Origin of the sequence: Terrabacter sp. 2TAF16, from assembly GCF_052115065.1 — a bacterium.
Taxonomy (GTDB): Bacteria; Actinomycetota; Actinomycetes; order Actinomycetales; family Dermatophilaceae; genus Terrabacter.
The window spans coordinates 273797-293057 of record NZ_JBFRFZ010000002.1 but is presented as its reverse complement, the minus strand read 5'-3'; the positions used below and the strand labels follow the sequence as shown (position 1 = coordinate 293057).

Annotated in this window: 14 protein-coding genes; 4 read left to right on the top strand and 10 right to left on the bottom strand. The window is 72.8% G+C overall.

From position 1 onward, the window contains the following. Positions 1-23: 23 nt before the first annotated feature. From AB4Z14_RS03455 to AB4Z14_RS03430, 6 genes are all read right to left on the bottom strand, one after another. Complete coding sequence (locus AB4Z14_RS03455; protein ID WP_442273946.1) at positions 24-956, bottom strand: glycosyltransferase; 933 nt, start codon at positions 954-956, stop codon at positions 24-26. A gap of 10 nt (positions 957-966) precedes the next feature. Then, a complete protein-coding gene (locus AB4Z14_RS03450; RefSeq protein ID WP_442273945.1) occupies positions 967-1287 on the bottom strand; it encodes a DUF3017 domain-containing protein in 321 nt (106 codons plus the stop codon). A gap of 9 nt (positions 1288-1296) precedes the next feature. Further along, positions 1297-2151: a bifunctional methylenetetrahydrofolate dehydrogenase/methenyltetrahydrofolate cyclohydrolase gene (locus tag AB4Z14_RS03445; protein WP_056778412.1), complete on the bottom strand. Its 855-nt coding sequence runs from the start codon at positions 2149-2151 to the stop codon at positions 1297-1299. Positions 2152-2194: 43 nt separating this feature from the next. Further along, a complete protein-coding gene (locus AB4Z14_RS03440) occupies positions 2195-3397 on the bottom strand; it encodes a glycosyltransferase family 4 protein (RefSeq protein WP_442273944.1) in 1203 nt (400 codons plus the stop codon). A gap of 176 nt (positions 3398-3573) precedes the next feature. After that, a complete protein-coding gene (locus AB4Z14_RS03435; protein ID WP_442273943.1) occupies positions 3574-4833 on the bottom strand; it encodes an NAD(P)/FAD-dependent oxidoreductase in 1260 nt (419 codons plus the stop codon). Positions 4834-4893: 60 nt separating this feature from the next. Next, on the bottom strand, positions 4894-5370 hold the full coding sequence (locus tag AB4Z14_RS03430) for a MarR family winged helix-turn-helix transcriptional regulator (protein ID WP_442273942.1): 477 nt from the start codon (positions 5368-5370) through the stop codon (positions 4894-4896). A gap of 54 nt (positions 5371-5424) precedes the next feature. On the opposite strand from AB4Z14_RS03430, the gene AB4Z14_RS03425 reads away from it, so the two are divergent. Next, complete coding sequence (locus AB4Z14_RS03425; protein WP_442273941.1) at positions 5425-6567, top strand: phosphotransferase; 1143 nt, start codon at positions 5425-5427, stop codon at positions 6565-6567. Positions 6568-6577: 10 nt separating this feature from the next. Here the strand turns inward: AB4Z14_RS03425 and AB4Z14_RS03420 are convergent, their stop codons facing one another. The 4 genes from AB4Z14_RS03420 to AB4Z14_RS03405 form a co-directional block, all read right to left on the bottom strand. Continuing rightward, positions 6578-8617 carry an ABC transporter ATP-binding protein gene (locus AB4Z14_RS03420; protein WP_442273940.1) on the bottom strand — a complete coding sequence of 680 codons (2040 nt, stop codon included), beginning with the start codon at positions 8615-8617 and terminating at the stop codon, positions 6578-6580. Further along, complete coding sequence (locus AB4Z14_RS03415; protein ID WP_442273939.1) at positions 8614-10512, bottom strand: ABC transporter ATP-binding protein; 1899 nt, start codon at positions 10510-10512, stop codon at positions 8614-8616. The genes AB4Z14_RS03420 and AB4Z14_RS03415 overlap by 4 nt, the downstream gene beginning before the upstream one ends. 138 nt (positions 10513-10650) lie before the next feature. Continuing rightward, positions 10651-13632 (bottom strand): oxamate carbamoyltransferase subunit AllG family protein, encoded by a 2982-nt coding sequence (locus tag AB4Z14_RS03410; RefSeq protein WP_442273938.1) that lies wholly within the window; start codon positions 13630-13632, stop codon positions 10651-10653. Beyond that, positions 13625-14593, bottom strand: a complete 969-nt coding sequence (locus tag AB4Z14_RS03405) for an oxamate carbamoyltransferase subunit AllH family protein (RefSeq protein WP_442273937.1) — start codon at positions 14591-14593, stop codon at positions 13625-13627. Before AB4Z14_RS03405 ends, AB4Z14_RS03410 begins: the two co-directional genes overlap by 8 nt. A gap of 125 nt (positions 14594-14718) precedes the next feature. Here AB4Z14_RS03405 and AB4Z14_RS03400 point away from each other — a divergent pair, with 125 nt between their 5' ends. From AB4Z14_RS03400 to AB4Z14_RS03390, 3 genes are all read left to right on the top strand, one after another. Further along, entirely contained in the window at positions 14719-16443 is a 1725-nt protein-coding gene (locus tag AB4Z14_RS03400) for a helix-turn-helix domain-containing protein (protein ID WP_442273936.1), read from the top strand. Positions 16444-16577: 134 nt separating this feature from the next. Beyond that, on the top strand, positions 16578-17540 hold the full coding sequence (locus tag AB4Z14_RS03395) for a type IV toxin-antitoxin system AbiEi family antitoxin domain-containing protein (protein WP_442273935.1): 963 nt from the start codon (positions 16578-16580) through the stop codon (positions 17538-17540). Positions 17541-17738: 198 nt separating this feature from the next. Continuing rightward, complete coding sequence (locus AB4Z14_RS03390) at positions 17739-19232, top strand: uracil-xanthine permease family protein (protein WP_442273934.1); 1494 nt, start codon at positions 17739-17741, stop codon at positions 19230-19232. Positions 19233-19261: the final 29 nt, after the last annotated feature.

Genomic DNA, 19261 nt, shown 5'->3' with positions numbered 1-19261 from the left:
TTCGCGTATGCCGTGTGTCCGGGTCAGCGACGCCAGCCCAGCCGGCCGGCCCTCGCCTTGACCGCCTCGGTCAGCGAGGGCGACATGCCCTGCGGCCGCACGTGCGTGCCGCGCACCCGCCAGTACTTCGCCTCGACGAGCTTCGTCAGCTCGCTGGGGTGCCGCACCCACAGGCGAACGAGCCGGACCCGGTGGACTGCCTTCTGGCGCCATAGGTCCCACGTCGGCACGTCCCGTTCGTAGACGAGCTCGAGGTCGAATCGCTCGTTGACGACGCGGGGTGAGATCCGGGCACCGACCGTCATGTTGAGCAGGTTGGTGCCGTGGATGACCTGCACCCACATCGGCGGCGCACTCACCTCCCGGAGAGGACCCCACTCGCGTGCGCGGGCGTGGCGGGCGGCATACACGGTGCGCGGCGTCGTCTCGGCGCGGCGGCGCTCGACGAGCGTGAGGAACGGGCTCGAGAGCTGGTCGTAGAGGTAGGTGGCGCCGCTCCGGTCGACCTGGATGCCGCGCGGGAAGTCGACGAAGAGGCCCTCGGTCGGCGCGAACTCGTGTTGCGCGGCCGCCATGAAGTCGCGCGCGATAGCGTCGTCGCTGTCGAGCCGGGTCGTCAGCAGCCACGGCGAAGCGCTGTCCGCCGGGCTGCGCTCGGCGATGGCGCGGCCGAAGATCGACGGCGTCCACCGCTCGTGGCTCCAGACCGGGGTGAACGTGCCCTCGGCGAGAGCCTCGACATCGGCGCGGAAGTCGTCGCTGCAGCGGTCGTCGAAGAGGACGAGCCAGGTGAAGTCCGCGCCCTGCTGGCTGCGCACCGAGGACCAGCAGGCGTCGACGAAGAAGCCGAGGCGGTAGCGCAGCCACTCCTCCTGCGCCGGGACGTCGGCCGAGAAGACCGCGCTGAAGCGGGTCAGGAGGTAGTGCTCGAACGCCGGGGGCGCAGGGCTCGGCACGGTCGCCCGGTCAGCGCGCGGTGCGGCCGACGGAGGTGCGGGCGGGCACGTCGGCACGGACGTTGACGGTGGCCGACGCGATGAGCACCCCGATGCCCAGCGTCAGCAGGATGACGACGTCGAGGGTGCGGGAGCGGACGGTGAGCCCCCCCGCCTTGCGCGAGGGTCGGGCCACGAGCCGGATCAGCGCGCCGAGGAAGAACGCCCCGGCCATGATGCGTCCGCCCCACCGGACGTCGAGGAAGGCGATGACGAGGACACCGACGGCGGCCAGGCCGGCGACGAGGTACCACCAGCCGAGGACGACGAAGCCACTACCCCGCCACTGCATCGGGGCCGCTCAGGCGCCGGACGCGACCGAGGACTCGGCCGCCTCGACGATGTTGGTGAGCAGCAGTGCCCGGGTCATCGGGCCGACGCCGCCCGGGTTGGGGCTGACCCACCCGGCGACCTCGGCGACGTCGAGGGCGACGTCGCCGGCGATCTTGCCGTCGACGCGACTCACGCCGACGTCGAGCACCGCGGCTCCGGGCTTGACCATGGCCTTGGTGACGATGCCCGGCACGCCGGCCGCGGCGATGACGATGTCAGCCTGCCGCACCTCGGCGGCGAGGTCCTTGGTGCCCGTGTGGCAGAGCGTCACGGTGGCGTTCTCGCTCTTGCGGGTGAGGATGAGGCCGAGCGGGCGGCCCACGGTGAGACCGCGCCCGATGACGACGACCTTGGCGCCGGCGATCGGCACGTCGTGACGGCGGAGCAGCTCGATGCAGCCCATCGGCGTGCACGGCAGCGGGGCCGGCTTGCCGAGCGCGAGCCAGCCGAGGTTCATCGGGTGCAGGCCGTCGACGTCCTTGCTCGGGTCGACCCGCGAGAGCAGCGCCATCTCGTCGAGGCCGGTCGGCTGCTGGACGAGGAAGCCGGTGCACGTGGGGTCGGCGTTGAGCTCGTCGATGACGGCCTCGACCTCGGCCTGGCTGGCGGTGGCCGGAAGGTCACGGCGCAGGCTCGTGATGCCGATCTCGGCGCAGTCCTTGTGCTTGGCGTTGACGTACCAGTGGCTGCCCGGGTCGTCGCCGACGAGCACCGTGCCGAGGCCGGGCACGACCCCCTGCTCGCGGAGGCGAGCGACCCGCTGGGTCAGCTCGACCTTGATCGCCTTGAGGGTGGCCTTGCCGTCGAGGATCTGTGCCGTCACGGTGGACATCCTGCCACCCCTGCCCGCGCGGCGTGCTCGCGGCTCAGTCGGCCAGCAGGCGCATCAGCTCGGCGACGTTGCGGTCCCACGTCATGGACTCGGCCCGTGTGCGCAGGGCCTGGCCGCGGCTGACCCGCTCGGTCGGGCACGTGACGAGCGCGTGGAGCGCGTCGGCGAAGTGCACGGTGTCGCGCGGGTCGACGTAGACGCCGTCGGGGCCGAGGTACTCCGGTATGCCGCCGCTGCGGGCCGAGACCACCGGCAGCCCCGAGGCCATCGCCTCGGTGACCACCTGACCGGCCGGCTCCTGCCACTCGACGGGCATCGCGAAGACGTCGGCCGCACCGTAGACGGCGGGTAGCGCGCGCCGGTCGACGAACGGGGTGAACCGCACGAGTTCGCCGAGCGGCGCGGCAGCGCGCCGCAGCTCGAGCTCGTAGGCGGAGATGCCGTCGGCAGGACGGAGGCCGGCCGAGCCGACGACGTGGACCCGGAAGTCGCGGGTGCGCCTGGCCAACACCTCCGCTGCGGCGATGAGGTGGTGGACCCCCTTGTGCGGCATGACGTTGCCGACGGACAAGATCGTCACCGGCGCACCGGGGACGCGCGGGACGGGCCGGAAGGTCTCGGAGTCGACGCCGTTGCGCAGGACGTGCAGGTTCTCGGGTCGGTGGCCGATCCGGTCGACGATGGTCGCGACGAGGTGGTCGCTGACGGCCACGGTGACGTGGGTGCGTGCGATGACCCGTCGGATCTCCGAGGCACGCCACGAGCGGAAGACGTCGTTGCCGAGGTGGAGCACCACCTTGCCGCCGAACCGGCGGACGAGCCGGTCGGTCACGGCGCCGGCGTAGTTGTAGACGACGAGAGCCTCCGCGTCGGCGGGGACGGCGTCGAGCGCCTCCCGGTGGAACCGCGCGACGAGCGGTCGGCGCCCGACGGTGACACCGCATACGGCATCGACGCGTCGCTCGAGGTCGGTGAACCACTCGCGCCGGGTCGAGCGCGCCGACGCGTAGCGCACGAGCGTGCCGTCGTCGTAGTCGTGCCGACGACGGTCGCTGACGACGACGTAGGTGCAGCCGCCGAGGGACTCGTGGGCGCGCGCCTGCGCGTTGATCTTCGTCGACATGGCGTTGCCCGTCGCCGTCGAGTACTCCGAGAAGACGTAGGCGAGCTGGGCCAATGGGCTGACGAGCGGCACCGTCGCGGAGGACGCGTGCTCGTGCTGCCTCGAGGGGTCCATCGTCCTCACTCCTGCTTCGCGCGGGCCCCGAGAACGCGTGGCACGGCGCCACGGTCAGAGCCTACGAGACGCACGAGCCGCACGTGAGCACAACGGACATAACAGGACCGGCCCCGACGTCGGCGACGTCGGGGCCGGGACGGCGGCTCAGCTGGGTGAGACCAGGTCAGGCCAGGTCAGGTCAGGTCGGCGAGGGGGACGTCGGCATCGGTGAGCCGGTCCCGGTCGACGACGGTGCGGTCGCGGACGAGCCGCTGTACGTCGTCGATGGTGTCCCAGACGTTGACGTGCATGCCGGCGAGCACGCGCACGCCGTCGCCCTCGGGCACGACCCAGAACGCCATGAACTCGTTGCTCGACGGCTCGCCGCGCAGCAGCACCTCGGCGTCGGACCCACGCGGGACGTAGCCGGCGTACTCGAGGCCGATGTCGTACTGGTCGGAGAAGAAGAACGGGATCGGGTCGTAGGTGACGTCCTGGCCCGCCATCGAGCGACCCGCCGCGAGCCCGCCGTCGTGGGCGTTGGCCCAGTGCTCGACGCGGACGTTCGTGTCGAGCGCCGTGGAACGCCAGCTCGCGACGTCACCGGCCGCCCACACGCCCTCGGCCGACGTGCGCAGCGCCTCGTCGGTCGTGATGCCGTTGGCGGTGTCGATGCCGGCGCCCTCCGCGAGCCCGGTGTTGGGCGTGATGCCGACGCCGACGACGACGGCATCGGCCGGGAGGGTGTCGCCGGACGTCGTGACGACGCCCGTCACCGCGGTCTCGCCCTCGATGCGCTCGACGCCGTCGCCGAACCGGAACTCGACCCCGTGCCCCCGGTGCAGCTGCGCGAACCAGCCCCCGACCTGCTCACCCATGACGCCGAGGAGGGGTGCGGCCTGGGGCTCGATGACGGTGACGCTGCAGCCGGCGTCGCGGGCCGCCGCGGCGACCTCGAGGCCGATCCACCCGGCGCCCACGATGACGATGCGGGCCCCGTCGGTCAAGCGCGCCTTGAGCGCCTCGGACTCCTGCATCTCACGGAGGTAGAGCACGCCGTCGAGGTCCGCGCCGGGCACGTCGAGCGCGCGTGCCGACGATCCCGTCGCGATGAGCAGCCGCTCGTAGGAGAGCGCGTCGCCGTCGGCGAGCGTCAGCACGTGCTGCTCGGCGTCGAGGGACGTGGCGGGTCTGCCGAGTCGCAGCTCGACCCCCTGCTCGGCGTACCAGTCGCGGTCGTGGGTGAAGGCCGTCTCCATCTCGTCCTCGCCCTTGAGCACGGCCTTGGACAGCGGCGGCCGCTCGTAGGGCAGCCGGTCCTCCTCCGTCACGAGGACGATGGCACCGTCCGTGTCGCTCTCGCGGATCCCCTCGATGGCCTTCGCCGCGGCGAGCCCTCCGCCGACGATGACGTATGCCGTGCGCCCCTGCTGTCCGGTCGTGTCAGTGGTCATGTCCACACCTTCACACGCGCGCCCGTGGGCGTCGAGACCCACGCCCTCGGTTCGCTCGTTTCACCAGGTGACGTCGCGGCCCAGCTCCCGCATGGTGACGAGCATCGCGTCGTAGCGGGCCCGACCGACCTCGGCGCGGAGCCGGTCCTCGGCCTCCGCGATGAGCGCGAGGGTCTGGTCGACGACGGCATCCCCGGCGAGGGTCCGGGCCACCCAGCGCACGCGGCGGTCCGACTCGCTCGGGCTGCTCTGCACGAGGCCCAGCTCCTCGAGGGTGTCGACGAGCTGACCGATGGCCTGCTTCGTGACGCCGGCGCGGGATGCGAGGTCGGTGACCCGCATGCCGTCGGCCGGGATGATCTGGAGCAGCCGCGCCCGGCGACCCCCGATCGCCTCGAGGTCCGGGGGCGCGATGGCCCGCATCTCCCGGGACAGCCTGCGCCCCAGGGCATCCGACCAGCGGAAGAGGTGGTCCGGGAGGTCGTCGTCCGCACCCGCGGGTGCGGACGGCATACCTACGCTCTTGCCTCGCGCCATGATCCGACCCTATCCTCGAAATGGTCAAGACGCTTTACTTTCTGAGGGGGACGCATGGCAGTCGACATCACCGGTGTCACGGCACGACTCGCCCGCGTCCCCGTCGACGCCGTCACCCTCTCGCCGATCGACTACGACTGGGGCTCGCCCGCGACGGCGGGGCTGTGGCACGCCTCGGCCGCGGGTCCGGACGGCGGCGAAGCGGTGTGGTTCGTCAAGCTGCTGCGACACCCGCGCCTCTGGCCCGGTCTCGTCCACGTGCCCGAGGGGCCCCTCCGCGACTCGTTCGTCGACTTCTTCCCGTGGCGCTTCGAGCTCGACATGACGCTGTCGGGGATCGACGAGGTGCTGCCACCCGGCATGCGGATGCCCACCCTGCACCATCACGAGGTCTTCGACGATGACCACATCGGGCTCTGGTGGGAGTTCGTCGACGAGCGCCGCGGCCCGTGGACGATCGACGAGCTCGCCCGTGCGGCAAGGCTCCTCGGGCGGCTAGCCGCGCGTCGCCGGTCGGGCGCACCCGTCAACGACCGTCTCCCGGAGACGTGCCGGCTCCCCGACGGTGCGGCGCTGCGCTACCTCGTCGAGGGCCGGGTGCTGATCGGGGCCGGCACCGACCTCGCCGACGACGACCTCTGGTCGCGGCCCGCTCTCACCGAGGCCCTCCGTGACCAGGGGGACCCAGGTCTGCGTGACGAGCTGCGGGAGCTCCTCCCGCCGGTCCTGGACGTCCTCGCCGAGCTCGAGGCCCTCCCCCAGACCTATGCCCACGGTGACGCGAGCATCCAGAACATCCTCATCTGCAACGGCGAGGACGACCTCGTGGTCATCGACTGGGGCTTCGGCTCGCCGCTCGCCGTCGGCTTCGACCTCGGCCAGCTGCTCGTCGGACCCATGCATGCGGGGCTGACCCCGGCGTCCGACATCGCGCGCATCGACGCCGCGATCTTCGACGCCTACCTGGGTGGCCTGGCTGACGAGGGCTACGCCGCCGACCCGGAGGACGTGCGCTTCGGCTACCTCGGGTCACTCTTCGCGCGCTCGCTCTTCACGGCGCTGCCGACCGTCGAGCTGCGCGGCCCGGACTCGGACTCGCTGCGTCGGACGGTGCGCGAGCGGGTGGTCCTGACCCGGGCCATGCTCGACCTCACGGCTCCGGTCGTACGCCGCCGCCTGGCCCGCGTGGACGCCTGACCTCCCGCGGTCAGGAGGTCCAGGCCCGCCAGAGGGCGGCGTACTCCCCGTCCTGCTCGACGAGCTCGTCGTGGCTGCCGAGCTCGGCGACCCGCCCGTCGATGACGACCGCGATGCGGTCGGCGTCGTGCGCCGTGTGGAGGCGGTGCGCGATCGCGACGACGGTGCGCCCGGTGAGCAGTGCGTTCATCGAGCCCTCGAGGTGTCGGGCGGTGCGCGGGTCGATGAGCGAGGTCGCCTCGTCGAGGACGATGGTGTGCGGGTCGGCGAGGATGAGTCGGGCCAGGGCGATCTGCTGGGCGCGGCCCGGGGTCAGCACCTGGTGGCCCGAGCCGAGCTTGGTGTCCAGGCCCTCCGGGAGCCGCTCGACCCACTCGAGGGCGTCGACAGCGCGCAGGGCCTCGCGGACCTCCTCGTCGGTCGAGCCCTCGCGCGCCAGCACGACGTTGTCGCGCACCGACCCGATGAAGACGTGGTGCTCCTGGGTGACGAGGGCGACCTCGGTGCGCAGCTGGTCGAGCGGGAGCGACGCCAGCTCGACGCCGCCGACCGTCACCGACCCGGTGCGGGGGCCGTGGATGCCCGACAGCAGGCGACCCAGCGTCGACTTGCCGGAACCGCTCGGACCGACGATCGCGAGGCGCTCCCCCGTGCCGAGGTCGAGGTCGATGCCGTGCAGCACGTCGTGACCGGCGCGGTAGGCGTAGCGCAGGTCGGTGCCGACGAGCTCGGGCCCGGTGGGTCGGTCGGCGCCCGCCTCACGGTCGGGCGGGACGGTCGCGATGCCGAGCAGTCGGGTCGTCGACGCGATGCCGACCTGGACCCGGTCGACGGTGTGCACGAGCATGTCGAACGGCCCCCACAGCGCCTCGGTGTAGAGGATCGCCGTGGTGATCTGACCGAGGGTGGCCCAGCCCTGGGCGTAGCCGATGGCGCCGAGGAGCAGCACGAGCACCCGCGGCAGGCTGAAGGCGATGTCCATGACGGCGAAGAGCAGGTTGCGCAGCGTCATCGTGTAGCGCTCGGCCTGGCCGGACACCTCGATGTCCTCGTCGCCGCGACGCAGCCGATGACGCGTCAGGCCCAGGGCCTCGACGGTGCGGGCGCCCTCCACGGTCTCGGTGAGCGTGGTGTTGATGCGCGAGTAGGTGCCGCCCTCGGTGAGGTAGCCCTTCGGCGCGCGCCCGAGGTAGCGGCGCACCTGGAAGAGCGCGAGCGACATGAGGACGATCGACGGCAGCGACAGCAGCGGCGCGTTGCTCACCATGGCGACGAGGGTCAGCACGACGGTGATGCTCGCGATGATGGCCTCGGGCAGCGCCCAGCGCACGCTCTCGCTCATCGTGCCGACGTCGCGGGTGACTCGCGTGACGAGGTCGCCGGAGCTCGCACTCTCGACGCGCGAGAGCGGCAGCCGCAGGATCGCGTGCACGATGTACTCGCGGGCCGTCGCGAGTACGCTCTGGCCGAGCACCGTCGAGGAGATCTTGGCCGCGAAGGTGAACGCGCTCTGCACGACGACGAGCCCGGCGACGACGAGCGCCGCGGAGTTGGCCCCGGCCATGGCCGCGTCGACCCGGCCCGCCTCGACGTCGGCGACCGTCGAGTCGACGAGCTCACCGAGCAGCCGCGGCACGAGCAGGCCCGCCGTGGCGGCGAGCGCGTTGGCGAGGACGACGGCGACGACGAGCAGCCGCTCCTGCGAGAGCAGCCCGCCGATGAAGCGCACGACGCGTGCGTTGTCGGCGATGGGCAGGCCGGTGCGGGCGTTCATCGTGTCGGCGACGAACTCCTGGGCCCGCCGCTCCCGCAGCAGGTGGCGCCGGTGCAGCGCGCTGAGCCGCTCCCCGACCGAGGCGGACTGCGGCGGCCTCAGCTCGTCGGGCACGGCGGGTGCGTGGACGGCGGAGTCCCAGGTGCGGGCGGACTCGGCTGCGAGCAGTTCGGGGAGCAGCGAGACCCACGTGGCGTCCGCGACGTCCGTGGTGTCAGCGATGCCGGCGGCGTCCGGGGCGCCGGTCGTCGCGACCGTGCTGTCGGCGCGGCTCATCGGGACTCCTCGGCGAGGTGGGAGAGGACGGACGGGTCGGCGTCGCCGCCGCGGACGACGACCGAGCGGTAGGCCGGCGAGTCGGCGAGCAGGTCGGCGTGCCGTCCGTGGGCGGTGGCGACCCCGCCCTCGAGGAGGATCACCTCGTCGGCGTGGTGGAGCAGCAGCGGCGAGGCGGTCATGACGACCGTGGTGCGCCCGGCCCGGTGCTCCCCGAGGCGGGAGGCGATGCGGGCCTCGGTGTGGGCGTCGACGGCCGAGGTGGGCTCGACGAGCACGAGGACGTCGGGATCGGCGGCGAGGGCGCGCATGAGCACGAGCCGCTGGCGCTGGCCACCGGACAGCCCCCGTCCGCGCTCCTCGAGCTCGCCCTGCCACCCACCCGGGAGGGCGTCGAAGACGTCGTCGGCGGCGGCGGTGTGCAGCGCCCGCTCGGCCTGCTCCCGCGTCAGCCGGCCGAGCGGGTCGACGGCCGAGCGCAGGGTGCCCGCGAACACCTGGGGCGAGGTGTCGCTGACGAGGACGCGACGGCGTACCTCGTCGAGCTCCACGCGGGAGAGGTCGACGCCGCCCACGGTGACGCCCCACGGCTGACGGGCCCGCTCCTCGTCGCGGCGGGCCTGCTCCTCCCGGGCCCTGGCGCGCGCCGAGCGCTCACGCTTGGCGGCGCGGCCCTTGAGCTCCTCGGGGATCTCGTCGCTGACGAGTGCGCCCTCGTCGCTGGGCAGGTAGCGGCCGAGGCGGTCGGCGAGGGCCGCGGAGTCGTCGGGCACGGCCGAGACGACCATCGTGAGGATGCCCGGTCGGATGGTGGCCCCGGACGTCCCGTCGACGATCTCGGCGCCCGTGTCGAGGTCAGCCGGCTCGTCGGGGTGCACCCACGGCGGGCGCTGCGACAGCACGGCGACGGCCTTGCGCGCGGAGACCACCGAGCGGGTCCACTTCTGGGCGAACTCGACGAAGGTGCGCATCGGCTGGACGAGGAAGAGGCCGTAGCCGAGGAAGCTGACGAGCTGGCCCACCGTGAGCCGGCCCTGCGCGACCTCGCGCGTGCCGAGCCACATCAGGGCGACGACGAAGCCACCGGAGAGGAGGACGCCGACGGACTCGACGGCGGCGAGCCAGCGACCGGCCGAGACGCCGGACTGGCGCACGCGCTGGGACTGCCCGGCGTAGTTGCCACCGAAGGTCTCTTCGCCGCCGATGCCGCGCAGGATGCGCAGGCCGCCGACGATGTCGGTCGCCATCGACGTCAGCTCGGAGTTGCGGGAGCGCTCGACGCCCTGCCAGCGCTGCATCGGCCGCAGCAGCGGCGTGCCGAGGACGACGAGCAGCGGCGCCGAGACGAGCACGAGGACGCCCATGCGCACCGACGTGCTGAGCACGATGGCGGCCACGACGAGATAGGCGGCGAGCTGCGAGATGGCCCGCGTGCTGATCTCCATGAGGGCACCGAACTGGTCACCGTCGCTGCCCGAGACCGACAGCACCTCGCCGGTCGGCGTGCGCCGGGTCAGCACGTGGCCGAGCTGGAGCGCCTTGCGCGTGACGAGCTTCGTCGTGCCGTAGAGGGCGATGAGCCACTCGCGGACGATGACCGTGTGGAAGAGGATGCCGCTGCACGCGCCGACGAGGGTGACGGCACCCAGCACCAGGACCCACTGCAGCGTCGCCGACGGGTCGCCCGCGACGATGCCGGTGTCGATGGCGCGGCCCACGATCCACGGCCCGACCGTCTGCGGCACCATCCAGATGATGGCGACGAGCAGCCCGGCCCAGAACAGGCCGCCGTTCTGCCGCACCATCCACCAGAGGAAGGCCCGCGGCGAGCGGGTGTCGGGCGCCTCGGCGCCTCGGTCGGTGTAGGCCCGGATCGGGGGCGGAAAGTCTCGCATGGCCTGTCCACCCTAGGTGGCGCCGCCGACAGCGCCCCACTTCTTTTCTCCCACGGCAGATGCGTGTCGGGTCCGGAGGGAGGGTCGGGCCGCGCGGCCGACGACGACCGCGCGACCCGAGCTGAGGGGGCCGCTCCGTCAGCCCTCGCCCGCGGCCGCCGCGAGGGCAGTCAGAGCCTGGGTGAAGCACTGCTCGGGCGGGGTCACGAGACCGGCGCCGACCTGGCCCGTGCCCGCGACGCGACCGGCCATGCCGGTGTTGATCTGCGGCAGGATGCCGGTCCGCGCGACGGCGGCCACGTCGATGCCGGTCGGCGTGCCACGGAACTCGAGGATCGGCACCTGGTAGGCCGTGTGCTCGCCGACGGTGATCTCGTACATCGTCTGCGTGGCCCGCAGCGCGAACGGCACGTCGCCCCCGACGAACTTCACGATCGCGGGCGCGGCGGCCATCGCGAAGCCGCCGATGCCGGCCGTCTCGGTGATCGCCGAGTCGCCGATGTCGGGGTTCGCGTCGTCCGGGCCGAAGGACCCGAGGAAGAGGCCCTCGGGCGTGTTGGCCGGACCCGTGAACCACGCGTCGCCGGTCCCCGACACGCGGATGCCGAAGTCGGTGCCGTTGCGCGCCATCGTCGTCACCACCGAGGATCCTGGGATGCCATGGGCGGCAAGGGTGCTCAGCTTGCAGGCCGGCATACCGAGGTTGAGGAAGAAGTGCTCGTTGGCACCGGAGAAACGCACGGCCTCCGCGATGTCGGTCGACGACGCGTCGGCCGTGATCATCGTCGGGAGCAGCTCGCGCAGGAGCATGAGCGATCCGGCGCGGTTGCGGTTGTGGCCCTCGTCGCCCATCTGGAGCATCTGGGCGATGATCGCCTTGACGTCGGTCGGGCCCTGCTGCTCGACGCGGGTGCGCACGGCCTGCTGGAGGATCGGGCCGAGCACGGAGTTCATCCACCGCAGCCGGTCGATGACCTCGGGGCCGTAGGCGCCGTAGCGCAGGACCTTGCCGAGCCCCTCGTTGAGCGAGCACCACGACGTGTTGTCGTGCACCTCGTCGCGCAGCTCGTAGACCCACATCGACGGGCTGATGACACCGGCCATTGGGCCGACCGCGTCGCGGTGGTGGCACGGCTCGAGCGTGATGCCGTCGCCCTTCTCGAGCTTCGCCTCGGCCTCCTCGGCCGTGTCGGCGAGCCCCTCGAAGAGCATCGCGCCGATGAGCGCACCCTTGAGCGGCCCTGAGGCGCGGCCGAACTCGATGGGGGGCCCTGCGTGCAGGAAGGTGCCCCGCTCGAGCCCGAGCACCTCGTGGGCCGGACGGACGTCGACGAGGTCGGCACCTGCCGCGGTCATCCGGCGCAGTGCCTCGGCGTTGGCGGCGTCGCGGCGGGGGTCGGCCAGGACCCGACCGAGCTCGGCCGCCGTTCCCGCCATCGGCGGCTGCCACGAGGCCTCGGTCACCGAGACCGCCTGCGCCCGAAGGGCGTCCGAGAAGAGCGAGACCCCGGCGGCCGCGACCGTGACGTCCGCAGCAAGGAGTCCGTGGAGCGGCTCGGCACCGACGTCGGTGGCCGTCCCGGCAACGGAGGCGTATGCCGTGTCGCCCGTCGCGCCCTCCGGTGCCGTCACGTCGTGGCCGAGCAGCTGCAGGGCGCGGCGCGTGGCTGCGGCGTTGGAGAGCAGGACGTCGGCGCCGGCGTCCGCGAGAGCCTGCGCCGACCGGTCGAGCCCCTGCGGGTCGGAGGTGGTGCCGGTGACCGAGACGACGACGGGCAGCTCACGACCCCTCGCGGCGGCGGTCTCGCAGGCAGCACGGACGGCGGCAGCGAGCTCCGGAGCGGGGTCCGCGTGCGCGCCGTGGCCGAGCACGAGATCGAGGAGGAGCACGCCGCACGTCGGGTCGGCGGCCTCGACGGCGATGCGGTCGAGGCGCAGTGACGGGTCGATCATGGGGTGAGCGCGCCCGCGGGTCATCGTGTCGTCGCCGAAGTCGATGACGACGTGGCCCGGGTCGCGCAGGTCGGCGCCCAGGGCGAGCTCGGGTCGCAGCGGGATGTTGGAGCGGATGTCGCCGAGCACCGGACCCGCGACGAGCATCGCCTCGTCGGCGAGGGTGCCGCCGCAGAAGAGACCACGCAGCGACCCGGAGGACGTCGTGGCCGATCGGGCTCCCGCGCCTTCCCACGTCGGCCAGACCGGCACGTCCGCGCCGACGGCGGTCAGCACCGACTCAACCGCCCCAGTGAGGTCCGGCCGCCCGGCCCCGAGCGTGGCCCAGTGGACCGGCTTGCCCAGCCCGGCGGCATACGCCTCCAGGTCGGCGAGCACCTCGGGAGCGGGAGGCTTGGAGACGACGACGAGCGACGTCGTCTCCGGGTCCGCGGCCAGCGCTGCGAGCGCCTGCTTCGTCGAGCGGGCGGCGACGGCGGACGACAGGTCGCGGCCACCGACGCCGAGGCAGTGGCTGATGCCGACACCTGCGGCGTCCAGGAGGCACATGACCTGCTGGGCGCCCGTTCCGGATGCCGCGACGAGGCCGACGGAGCCGGGTCGCACGACGTTGGCGAAGCCGAGGGCGACGCCACCGACGACGGCGGTGCCACAGTCGGGCCCCATGACGAGGACGTCGGCAGCGGCAGCGGCGTCCTTGAGCCGCACCTCGTCCTCGACCGGGACGTTGTCGGAGAAGACCATGACCGACACCCCGGCGCGGACGGCGTCGAGCGCCTCGGTGACGGCGTGCTCCCCCGGCACCGAGACGAGCGCGAGGTCGGCGCCCGAGAGGCGGATCGCACCGCCGAGCGTGCGGGCCGTCGGCGCCTCGCCGAAGCCGGCGGACGCGCCTGCGGCAGAACGGCTCTGGGTGAGTGCGGACTCCAGTGCAGCCTGCCCCGCAGCGATGGCGGCCTCGTCACCGCGGACGGCGACGACGAGGTCGTTGGGCGCCGAGTCGGGCACGTCGAAGCCCATGCCGCGGATGACCTCGAGGTTGAGCTCGGTCGCCATCGCGACCTGCGCGGCCTCGACGCCGGGAGCGGCGGCGACGGTGCGCGAGACCTGCATGAGGGTCACGGAGTCGAAGTAGGCGCCGGTTCTCAGCTCGACGTGGTCAGCCACGGTGGAGTCCTTCCTGGGATTCGGGTCTTGGGGCATGTCCGGGTTCGGAGCGGGGGACGGACTCGAGCGCGTCGACGGCGCGCAGCGCACCGCTGACTCCCGACAAGAGGTCGCGGCCGGAGGTGTGCCCGATGGCGAGCACCCGGTCGACCAGGGCGCCGAGGTCGCTGAGGTCGGTGGGCCCCCGCCCCTCCGGCGGGTCAACCAACAGGTTCGACGGTGCACCTGCCCGGCTCAGGCCCGGTGTGGCGCCGGCCGACCTGTTGGTTGACCCGGGTCCGGAGACCAGACGGGTCACGAGGCGCGCGACGTCCGGGACGGCATACCCCGCTCCCGCGGCGACGAGGAGCGCGGCCGACAGGCTCGTCGTCCACGGCAGCACCGAGCGGACGGCGGTGCGCACCGCCGACAGGGCGCGCCGGGCCGGCGGAGCATCGACCGCGGCCAGGGTGAGCAGGACACCGCAGAGCGCGTCGTCGCCGCTCGGGGTCAGGCCGCGCCCGACGCCGACGAGTCCGCGGACGCCCGGATCGGCCGAGCGGCCGGCGAGGGCCGCCGCGGCGAGGTCGTGGGCGAGGTCGCCGAGGACTCCGGGCTCGGGGAGCCAGCCGTCACCAGCGGATACGCGCGGCGCGGGACGCACTCGCGCCGGCCGGAGCAGCCGGGCCGCGACGACGTCGGCGCGGGGCAGGCGCACCCGCCCCTCCCCGACGACGACGTGGGCGCCGGGCTCGACACCCCAGCGGACCTTGGACGACGGCATCGCGAGGCGGACGCCGATGGGCAGTGAGACGGCGTCGGAGGCGAGCACGGCGAGGACCCGCTCGTGGGCGCCGAGATCGAGGTAGAGGCACGTCGGGAAGGCGGCGAGCACGCGGCAGCGCCGCGGGGTTCCGGCCACCTCGCCCGCCACGAGAGGCGACACGGCGGCCGGCAGCAGCGTCAGGTCGAGGTCGTCCATGCCCGCGCGCACCTCCGCCGTCAGACCGCTGCCGTCCGTGCCGTCCAGGCCCGGACCGGCTCCGTCGCGCTCCGCCTGCCGCGGACCGCTGACGTGACGCTATCGACGGTGGGTAGGGTGCGCTCATGGTGAAAGTTGCCAACGATCCGCCCCTGCCCGAGGGTGACTTGCCAGCCGCGGGGCGCTCCGGCGAGCCCGAGCCCGAGGTGTCCGGCATCTCGCTCCGGCTCATCGCCGGTCTCGCCGCGACCGCGCACGGCGTCGTCCGTGCCGAGGCCGCACGCCTCGACGTCAGCGTCGACAGCACGACGCCGCTCCGGTCCGCCCTGCGCGACGACCCCCCGGCCCGGCTGACCCACCGGCTCGTGCTCGCCGACGCGGCGGCCCTCGCGGAGCAGGACGGTGACGCAGCGTCGCTCGCCGCCACGGTCGCCGCCCTCGACACCGCCGGAGCCGCAGGGCTCGTCGTCTCCGGGCTGTCGGGCAGGCGGCTCGCCGCCCTCGTCAAGGCGGCCGAGTCGACGGGCCTGCCGCTCATCGACGTCCCGCTCGACCACATCGCGACCTTCACGACCGACGTGCTGAGCGCGATGCTCGAGCACCAGACCGCGATCCTGCGCCGGCTCGAGGACGCCGACCGGGCCCTCGTGCAGATCGTCCTCGCCGGCGGCTCGCTCGACGACCTCTGCGAGCAGGTGGTCGGCTTCCTCGACGGCGCCGTGATGGTGACGACGACCGACGGCCGCGTCATCGCCCGTGCCGGTTCGCAGCGCGAGCTCGACCACGCGCTGTCCCTCGAGTGCTTCGACCGCACGGGGCGTCTGCTCACCGAGGCCGAGCCGATGGGCCCGCGCCCCGACGGCCCGACCGCCAACCGCTCCGCCGTGCGCATCGTCGCCGGCCACCTCGACCACGGCGTCCTCATGGCGTTCTGCAGCCACCGGCACCTGACGGTCGACGACGTGCGGCTGCTCGAGCGAGCCGCGACGGTCGCCGCCCTCGCCATCACCAAGGACCAGGCCGTCTCGGCGGTCGAGAGCAAGTACCGCGCTGAGTTCCTCCGCGACGCCCTCGCCGGACGTGCCGGCTCCCCCGTCGACGCCGTCGCCCACGCCAGCTCGCTCGGCTGGGACATCGACCGGCCCATGGTCGTCGTCGTGGCCGAGACCGACGAGGACGACGACCGTTCGACCCGCGACGCCGACGAGGTGCGCTTCCTCCAGCAGCGCTTCGCCCGCGCCTGGACGCACGCCGTGGCGGTGCGCGACTCCCGTTCTCCCGTCATGGGATTCAGCCGCGAGGTGGTCGCCCTCATCGGAGTCCCCTCCGGCGCCGAGACCGAGCAGGTCATGCGCATCGTCGGCGAGTACGTCCGGGTCGTGCGGGGCGACGGCGGTGGCGGTCGACGCAGCTTCTCGGCCGGAGTCTCGCGGCCCATCACCTCGGTCGCCGGCCTGCCCCAGGCGTACGACGAGGCCCTCTCGGCGGTCACCGTCGGCCGCCAGATGCACGGCGACGGCGCCACGACCCACGTCGACGGCCTCGGCATCTACCGGCTGCTCGCGCTCATCCCCGACGGCGCCGACCTGCGCCGCTTCGTCACCGAGTCGCTGCGCGAGCTGGCCACCGACGACTCACCGGAGTACGCCGGCCTGCGCCAGACCCTGAGCATCCTCATCGACACGAACATGAACGTCGCCGAGACCGCACGCCTGCTCTTCTTCCACTACAACACCCTGCGCTACCGCATCGGCAAGCTCGAGAAGATCCTCGGCCCGTTCACGACCGACGCCGACCTGCGCCTCACCCTCGCCCTCGCGCTCAAGATCCACCAGATGCGCGGCATCTGACTGCCACCCCTGGCGTATGCCGTGTCGCGCGGTTCGTGGAACATCGCACCCCTGCGCAGGGGTCCGACGTTCCACGAGCACGGGCCTGTGGAGGCGGCGGACGGCGTCGGAGGCGATCGCGTGACGATCAGGGAGTGGACGCACTCCTCCGGGCACGGGCCGCCGGTCAGTCCGGCCTGCTCACCCGGAAACAGGCGCTGGATGCAGGCCTGACGCCGAAGGCGATCGAGTGGCGCCTCGGCACCGGCCGGTGGCAGGTCGTCCACCCCGGGATCTACCAGACCCTGCCCGGCCGCGACGGCTGGGAGAGCCGCGCCGTGGCGGCACTGTTGCATGCGGGCCCGGGGTCGGCGCTGAGCCACGAGAGTGCGGCGCACGAGTGGGGCCTCATCAGACAGGCACCGGGCACCATCACGGTCGTGATCCCGGCCGAGCGGAGGGCGCGACCGGTCGAGGGTGTCACGATCCGGCGGAGCCGGCACGCGGCGGCCAGGACCGACCCTCGCGCCTGGCCGCATCGCACGCAGGTCGAGCACACCGTGCTCGACCTGTCCTCCGGACGAGGGCCGGATCGTGCGATCGCCCTTGCCGCCAAGGCGGTCGGTCTCGAGCTCACGAGCACCGAGCGCCTGAGGTCGGCGCTCGGCGACAGGCATGGACAGCGTGACCGGTCCCTGCTGCTCGAGGTCTTCGCCGAGGTCGCCGAAGGATGCGAGAGCCCGGCGGAGCGACGCTACCTCCGCGGTGTCGAGCGCGCCCACGGCCTGCCGCGTGGGCGTTCGCAGTCGCCGTTCGGGCGAGCCGGGCGGCGGGACCGCGAGTACGAGTGGGGCGTCGTCGTGGAGGTCGACGGGAGGCTCGGGCACGCGTCGTGGACCGACGTCCAGCGCGACGGCCGACGCGACCGCTCGTCGCTCGTCGCCGGCCGCGTGACGCTGCGGTGCTACTGGACCGACCTCGTCCCGAGCCCCTGCGGACTGGCCGGCGAGGTGGCGCAGGTGCTGCGCGCCCGCGGCTGGTCCGGGCGTCCACGGTCATGCGGATCGGCGTGCACCATCGACGAGCGCTCTGCGGTGTGGAACGTCGCACCCCGCTGAGGGGGTGTGGGCTTCCACGGCGGGAGCCGGCGGACCGCCGGAACGGGGGTGACGGCATACGTCATCTCCTGCCAGAGGGGCTCCGTCGGCGTGTATCAACGTTTGACGAACGCAGTCCCCTGTCGTGGGAGTAGTTTTCGGCCATCCCGGAGTGGGACGTGACCCCCATCACCTCATGGGGCAACCATAGGAGTCGGAATGGCTTTGGGCTTGGGCTGGAAACTGCACGGGGACGGCAAGACGATGGGCCCCGACGACGTCGTGGCCCCTGACGAACGACTGTCGTGGGGCAGGACGGTCGGTCTGGGTGCGCAGCACGTCGTCGCGATGTTCGGGGCGACCTTCGTCTTCCCGCTGGTCATGGGTCTCAACGCCCAGCTCGCGATCATGATGAGCGGAATCGCGACGATCTGCTTCCTGCTCATCGTCAACGGGAAGGTCCCGAGCTACCTCGGCACGTCGGCGAGCTTCGTCGGTGCGGTGGCGGCCATCCGCGCCCAGGGCGGCACCTCCGCCGACGTGACGGGCGCGATCCTCGTCGCCGGCGTCGTGCTCGCACTCGTCGGTGTGGCGATCCACTTCGCCGGGTCCGCGGTGCTGCACAAGGTGCTGCCGCCGGTCGTGACCGGCGCCGTCGTCATGCTCATCGGCTTCAACCTGGCGCCGGTCGTCGCCAGCATTTACTGGCCCCAGGACCAGTGGGTCGCGCTGCTCGTCATGGCGTTCACGATCATCTGCGCCGTCGCCTTCAAGGGCTTCGCGTCGCGCATCGCGGTCTTCCTCGCCCTGATCTTCGGCTACATCATCTCGTGGCTGTTCGACCGGATGTTCGGCCAGATCACGTCCTTCGACGCCGGCGCCGGCAAGGTGACGACGCACTTCCGCACGAACTTCGACAACCTCGCGAGCCAGCCCTGGTTCGGCCTCCCGCCGACGTCGACGACCGGCGCCGACGGCAAGGAGATCGTCGGCATCCACGCGCCGTCGTTCTCGGTCGCCGCGATCCTGCTCGTCCTCCCGGCCGTCATCGCGCTCATCGCGGAGAACACCGGCCACGTCAAGGCCGTCGCGGAGATGACGAAGTCGAACCTCGACCCCTACATGGGGCGCGCCATCGCCGCCGACGGCATCGGCACCGTCATCGCCAGCTCGGTCGGCGGCTCGCCGACGACGACGTATGCCGAGAACATCGGCGTCATGGCGGCCACCCGCGTCTACTCCACGGCGGCCTACTACGTCGCCGCGGTCGTCGCCATCATCTTCGGCCTCTCGCCGAAGTTCGGCGCGCTCGTGGCCTCCGTGCCCGGCGGCGTGCTCGGCGGCATCACCGTCGTGCTCTACGGCATGATCGGCCTGCTCGGCGCGAAGATCTGGAAGGAGAACGGGGTCGACTTCGGCAACCCGATCAACCTCGTGCCCATCGCGGCCGGCATCATCATCGGCATCGGCGGCGTCTCGCTCGTCTTCACGTCGGACTTCACGCTCGGTGGCATCGCACTCGGCACGATCGTGACCATCGTGGCCTACCACGCGGCCCGCGCCCTCGCCCCGACAGACCTGCGTGAGCGGGCCGACGCCGCGAGCGGCACGATGATCTCGCTCGGCGAACGGGAAGGGGACTACGGCGACGCCGACGGCATCGACGACCTCTACCAGGACCGCCCGGGCGGACCGGACCTGCGCCGCCGCTGAGACAGCACGCACCACCGGCCCGTGGGCTC